Below are 6,043 nucleotides of genomic sequence, written 5' to 3'. Positions count from 1 at the left end.
TTTGTGAGGGAAAAGAGCCGCGCCACGCTTTGATGTCCACGTACAAATTTGTGGGTCGCCTGCGTGAGGTGATTCCGTCAGGTTCCCATCGATTCTCTCAATGGGCTTCTGGGTCGCCTCAGATAAGGGCGGAAAAATCTGAGGAAAGAAAGGACATGGACGATGGCGATGAAATGCTCAACACACTGAAATACAACACCTAATCACGCGTTTTTGCGATGGTCTTGGATCATCTTAAGACATTGTTAACTTTAAATTCCTTGTCGCGCAGGGGGAATCGGACGATAGTTGCGCAAATTATGGCTTTATGGCCATTTTTTCGAAAGTGACGCCACCTAGGAAATAGTTTGCAAAATGAGCCAGCTGCCCAACAGATTTGACGTCGAGATCGCCCAGCAAGGGGCAAAGATCTCAAGCGCGTTGCATATGCTGCGCAGCCAACAGTATCCGCCGGACGCTCGTAAGGGATTACGCAAGTTTCAGCTCGGCGAGGTCGCCGATTTCATGGGTGTGACCCAAAGCCATCTCCGACAAATCCATTCCGAAGGGAAAGGCCCGGAGATCGAATCGGTCAGCGGTCGCCGATATTATACGGCCGATCAAATGCGGGAGCTTCGCGAATATCTCGAAGCCAACAAAAAATCCGACAAGCGCTATTACGTTCCTCAACGTCGCGAAGGCGAGCCGATGCAAGTCGTTTCTGTCGTGAACTTCAAAGGTGGAAGCGGGAAGACAACGACCGCCGCACACTTAGCACAGTATCTCGCCCTCACCGGTCACCGTGTGCTTGCCATCGATCTAGATCCCCAGGCGTCGCTAACGTCACTGTTCGGCATTCAGCCCGAACTCGATGATACGGCGTCCCTATACGAAGCGCTTCGTTTCGATGAGGAGCGAAAGCCAATATCAGCGGTAATTCAGTCGACCAATATTCCAGGACTAGACGTTGTACCGGCGAATCTTGTGCTGCAGGAATTTGAATACGATGTGCCACTGTCAATTTCTTCTCGAAAAGGTGACGAGGGTCGGTTGTTCCACATGCGCATCGTCAATGCGCTTAAAGAAGTGGACGACAAGTATGACGTGGTTGTCATCGACTGCCCGCCGCAGCTCGGCTACCTTACTATCACCGCGTTGATGGCTTCCACGGGCATCCTGATTACAATCCATCCCCAGATGTTGGACATCATGTCGATGAGCCAGTTCCTACAGATGCTGGGAGGGATTATGACCCCTGTTGCAGAGGCTGGTGCCGAAATCAGGGTGGAATGGTTCCGCTACCTCGTGACACGCTTTGAGCCGACCGACATTCCGCAAGCGCAGATGGTCGGCTTCATGCAGTCGATGTTTGCTCAGCAGATGCTGCGAAACCACGTTCTTAAATCTACCGCTATTTCCGACGCTTCAATCAAAAAGCAGACTTTGTACGAGGTCGAGCGGGGAGAGTTCGTTCGGTCTACTTACGATCGAGCAATGGAAAGCCTGAATGCCGCAAATGGTGAAATTGTCGACCTGATACACAATGCTTGGGGGCGGAAATGACAAACTTGTCAGCCGTTTTTTTTCCTATTTTTGCAAGGCGAAATAATGCCTTAGCGGAGTTGAAGTCAAAACTGGAGTTCGGTCATGGCGCGTGACAATCCATTTGCGAAGCTTGATATAGCGTCGATATCGACCGACAAATCTCCCGTAAAGCCTGGATACGCGATGACGGGCGCCGCGAAGACGGTTGTGCGATCGATTGAAGATCTCGCCGAAAACACCAAGAAGCTCATGGAGGGTGAGGTCGTCGTGGAGCTGGATCCGCGGCTGCTGGATGTATCATTCGTGGCCGATCGGCTGTCGGATGAGGGCGAAGAATACCAGGAGCTCAAACAGGCGATCAAAGAATCCGGTCAGACGACACCAATCCTGGTTCGGCCTAGCTCGTATGACAGCCAACGCTTCATGGTCGTTTTCGGGCACCGTCGTCTCAAGGTCGCCAAAGAGCTCGGGATTTCGGTCAAGGCGGTTGTCAAAAAACTTGACGACATCACGTCCGCAATCGCCCAAGGGCAGGAAAACTCTGCCCGCTCAAACTTATCCTTCATCGAACGTGCGTACTTCGCACAGAACCTGCTTGCGTCCAACATGACGAAGGACGTGGTGCGGTCGTCTCTCGCGATCGACGAGGCGATGTTGTCCAAGATGCTCGGTGTCGTGGAAGTGGTCCCTGCTGCGATCATCAAAGCTCTCGGTGCGTCCAAAAAAATCGGGCGCGACAAGTGGCTTAGCCTGCGTCAACTACTTCTCGTTCCTGCCCTCTTGAAGGTTGCCACTGAATTTACGGAGACCGCAGAGTTCGTTGAACTGGCAGAAGAGAAGCGGTTCGACGAACTTCATGATTACCTGAAGCGCTACAAGGTCAAATCGGCTGCAAAGAAGCCCAAGGGCAACGCATCCGGGAGGGATTGGACGTCGAGCGACAGTTCACTGAATTTCGTAATGAACACCAAATCGAAGAAGGTTGCGATTGAGCTTTCGAATGTCGAAGCGAAGCCCTTCAGCGACTGGCTTTCGGGCCGGATGGACCGTTTGTATGACGAGTACAAACGGTCAAAAACCGAACGCAACGGAGATTAAACCGCAAAAGAAAAAGGCCCCCAAACGGTAAACCGTGGAAGCCTCTCTCGTCATCTCTAGCAGGATCGAGAATCGCATTTCCCGGAATCGCAGTCAAGAGTGTTGGCACCGATTTGGTGAGCGAATTTCTTTTGCCTAGAGAAAGGTGAGAGAAAAAATGCAAACGGGACATGTAACGACGCCTTTTGGGCGGCGACCGGCTACTCTTGCCCTAGTTAAGGGGCAACTGGCCATCACAGCACCGAGCCCAGGCGCACGCGTAGAAAAGTGGAAAGTATTTCGTGACGTGTGTGAGGCGAGGGAGCGCTTCGGTCTGCAAGACAGAGCGCTCGCTGTTCTCGATGCTCTCTTGACGTTCTACCCTGAGCCACAGCTCGACCAGGATCATGGACTTGTCGTGTTTCCATCTAATGCGCAGCTATCTGTCCGCGCTCATGGGATCACAGAAAGCACACTCCGCCGGCAACTCGGAGCACTGGTCGATGCCGGACTTATCCAGCGCCGGGATAGTCCAAACGGCAAGCGTTACGCGCATCGCAGTCGAGATGGCGTAATTGAGCAGGCATACGGCTTCGATCTCAGCCCGCTGCTCACGCGCGCGGCGGAGCTTGCCCTACTTGCGCAGGAAGTCGCAGCAGAACGTGTACGCTTCCGCAGGGCAAAAGAAGCACTGACGATCTGCCGTCGCGATGTCCGTAAGCTGATTACGGCTGCGATTGAAGAAGGAGCGTCAGGAAACTGGCTGGACGTCGAGATGATGTATGTTGGAATTCTTGGTCGACTACCTCGTTATCCCGACAGAACCCAGGTCGAAGCAACACTCGACGAGATGGAGCTTTTGAGGAATGACGTCATCAACCTCCTGGAGATGCAGTTAAATACCGACTATATGCACGGCAATGCCATTCAAAATGAACGCCACATACAGAATTCAAATACCGAATCTATCTATGAACTTGAACCTAGCTCTGGAAAAGAGCAGGGCGAAAGCTTGCCGGAAGAGCCGCCAGCCAAGAGGATAGGCGTTGAACAGAAAAGGGCGAATGCAGAACAGATCAAGTCGTTTCCGCTCGGTATGGTCCTTCGAGCTTGCCCCCAGATCGTAGACTATGGGCCGGGCGGTGGCATATCGAATTGGCGCGAGTTGATGACGGCGGCCGTAGTGGTCCGCTCAATGCTCGGAGTAAGTCCCTCAGCCTACGAAGAGGCCTGCAATGCGATGGGGCCGGAGAATGCTGCCGCGGCAATGGCGTGCATCCTAGAGCGCTCGAACTACATCAACTCGGCCGGTGGTTATCTACGTGATCTGACTAAACGCTCGGAACGAGGAGAGTTTTCAATTGGGCCTATGCTGATGTCGCTGCTCAAGGCAAACGGCGATGGCAACCGGCTTGCGGGTTAGCGATGTCAATAAGCGCAATGTGTTGAACCTAGATGACGAGGCAGGGCTCTCATACAACCGCTACAATCTTGTCAGCCGTTTTTTTCGGAATTTTCCTCATAAATTACTGATGCTTATACGAGATGAGTGCGCGTAATTTCTCGTTGAATTGATGGCTGGGCTTGGTCTATGCCAATCGACGCGAGAGCGGCTTTCACGCTACCGGACGCCGAAAGCTTTATCGTGGGTAGACGCCTGCCTTCACAGCAAACGTGCAGCACGACCGCTTCGACGGTAGCGCTATTGTAATAGCTCGACGCCTGCTGCACCGAACAATGCCTCGACTGCTCCATGGCTTAGGGGAGGGGTATGCCGCGGTTAGCCGCTTCGGTCAGATATCCTGATCGTAGCCCATATGCCGAAAACTCCGCAGGCTCCAGCCCCGCCAAGCTACGCCGCAGCAAAGGCGGCGCTTGTCAGCTTCACCCGGAGCTGGGCCCTTGAACTGGCTGCGGGCGGAATAACGGTGAACGCCGTTTCGCCGGGGCCAACGGAGACGGCGTTGTTTCGGGCGAACAATCCTGTCGGCAGCGAGAGCGAAGCGCGTTCCCTCTTCGGCGTTCCAATGGGCCGCTTCGGAAGACCGGAGGAAGTCGCTGGGGCAATCGAATTCCTGCTATCGATGACGCTGGGTTTATTACGGGGCGGACGCTTCATGTCGATGGCGGGGCCTCAATCGGCAAGTCTTCGTTGTAGATTCATCGCGGTATATCTGGAGGCAGTGTCGGCCGATCCGCGTCTTCAAAGCATACGCGCAGCGCGCCCGCTTCGGCGGGTCGCGTTGTTGTAATAGCTGGAGGCCTGTTGCACCGAACGGTGTCGCGACTGCTCCATTGCTTCGGGGAGGGGGATCCCGCGGTTGGCGGCTTCCGTAAGATATCCCGACCGCAATCCATGCGCCGAGAATTCCGCAGGGTCGAGTCCAGCCATCTCGGCCCGCTGCTTGACGATCGCATTGACCGCGCCCGGCTCCAGCGCCCGCTTCGAGACATTGCCCCAACGATCGATCTTCCGAAAAATACTCCCGCTTTCGATTCTTCCAGCCGCCATCCATGCGTTCAAAGCATCCACGGGCCGGCCCGTCAGATAAACGGCCTCATCGCTTTCGGCACCTGACGTCTTGGTGCGACCCAGATGGATGGCAAGAGAGGGCAGGGGCGGGCCGCCCTCGATGGTGATCGGCGGTTCGGCCGAGAGCTGCTCCCTGCGCAAACCGGCGATCTCGCTGCGACGCCGTCCGCCGGATGCGAACGCCACCATCAGGATCGCCCGGTCGCGGACGTCGCGCAGGCTGTTGGCGCTGCAGGTCGCAAGCATTTTTGCCAGCACGTCGCCGGTCACCGACTTGGCGCTTTTGCGTTTCCTTGGCCGCGGTGTCGCGCGCACCGCAAGACGGATCGCGGACTTCAGCGAAGGGGAGGAGAAGACGCCGGTCAGCCCACGCCATTTCGTCAGCGTCGACCAGCTGGCAAGCCGCCGGCGCACCGTGTCGGGCGCATGCGGTCCGGAAGATCGAAGGAAGCGTTGCTCGCGCAGGCTTTTCTCGACATCCGCCGGCATGCCGTGGTCGGGATCGATGTCGCGCTGCTCGGGCTGCCAGAGATGATGCGCGACGAATTTCAGCAGCAGTGCTTCAGGCGCGGGCCAGGCGAGGGATGCGCCGGTCGCGGCGAGAGACCAGGCCTGGAGATAGGCAAGGTCGGAGGTGAGCGCGCGCAGGGTGTTTTCGCCCATGCCTTCGTTGACCAGGTGACGCAGTGTTTCGATGTCCTGGTCGGTCAGCAGTTCGGCCAGTTCGTCGCGCCGGTCGATCGGCAGGACGCTGGCAATGGTGTCGAGTTCGTCGGCGCGGCGATCGACTGCGGTCTTGGAAATGGACGGTTTGGCCACAGAGAAACTCCGGATCGGCGGTTTTTGACGGCCGTGCGACCGTGGATTTACCGGATTCTTTCCGATTTTCGACTCGAGATCAATCACCAT

At 55.9% G+C, this 6,043-nt stretch carries 6 protein-coding genes and 1 pseudogene; 5 read left to right on the top strand and 2 right to left on the bottom strand.

Annotation, left to right across the window (positions count from 1 at the left end):
- The 4 genes from RNA01_RS23960 to repC form a co-directional block, all read left to right on the top strand.
- On the top strand, positions 1–203 hold a 203-nt coding region (locus RNA01_RS23960), incomplete at its 5' end, for a hypothetical protein (protein WP_210245809.1).
- Between the two features lie 151 nt (positions 204–354).
- Positions 355–1,542, top strand: a complete 1,188-nt coding sequence (gene repA, locus RNA01_RS22760) for a plasmid partitioning protein RepA (protein WP_018326379.1) — start codon at positions 355–357, stop codon at positions 1,540–1,542.
- Positions 1,543–1,626: 84 nt separating this feature from the next.
- A complete protein-coding gene (repB, locus tag RNA01_RS22755; RefSeq protein ID WP_147182383.1) occupies positions 1,627–2,622 on the top strand; it encodes a plasmid partitioning protein RepB in 996 nt (331 codons plus the stop codon).
- 157 nt (positions 2,623–2,779) lie between these two features.
- The gene (gene repC, locus RNA01_RS22750) at positions 2,780–4,024 is read left to right on the top strand and encodes a plasmid replication protein RepC (protein ID WP_147182382.1); all 1,245 of its coding nucleotides are present in this window, start codon (positions 2,780–2,782) and stop codon (positions 4,022–4,024) included.
- Positions 4,025–4,264: 240 nt separating this feature from the next.
- Here repC and RNA01_RS24270 read toward each other — a convergent pair.
- Positions 4,265–4,461: pseudogene (locus tag RNA01_RS24270) on the bottom strand (integrase); the annotation flags it as partial.
- Between RNA01_RS24270 and RNA01_RS22740 the strand changes: the two are divergent.
- Complete coding sequence (locus tag RNA01_RS22740; protein WP_284727977.1) at positions 4,419–4,853, top strand: SDR family oxidoreductase; 435 nt, start codon at positions 4,419–4,421, stop codon at positions 4,851–4,853. The pseudogene RNA01_RS24270 and the gene RNA01_RS22740 overlap by 43 nt on opposite strands.
- Here the strand turns inward: RNA01_RS22740 and RNA01_RS22735 are convergent.
- Positions 4,805–5,953, bottom strand: coding sequence for a site-specific integrase (locus RNA01_RS22735; RefSeq protein WP_147182381.1), 1,149 nt, complete (start codon positions 5,951–5,953; stop codon positions 4,805–4,807). The two genes, RNA01_RS22740 and RNA01_RS22735, sit on opposite strands and share 49 nt — an antisense overlap.
- Between the last annotated feature and the right edge of the window lie 90 nt (positions 5,954–6,043).

The organism is Paenirhizobium naphthalenivorans (assembly GCF_007992095.1).
Lineage (GTDB): Bacteria > Pseudomonadota > Alphaproteobacteria > Rhizobiales > Rhizobiaceae > Allorhizobium > Allorhizobium naphthalenivorans.
The sequence above is the reverse complement of the archived record's forward strand: the minus strand, read 5'-3'. Positions and strand labels throughout refer to the sequence as shown.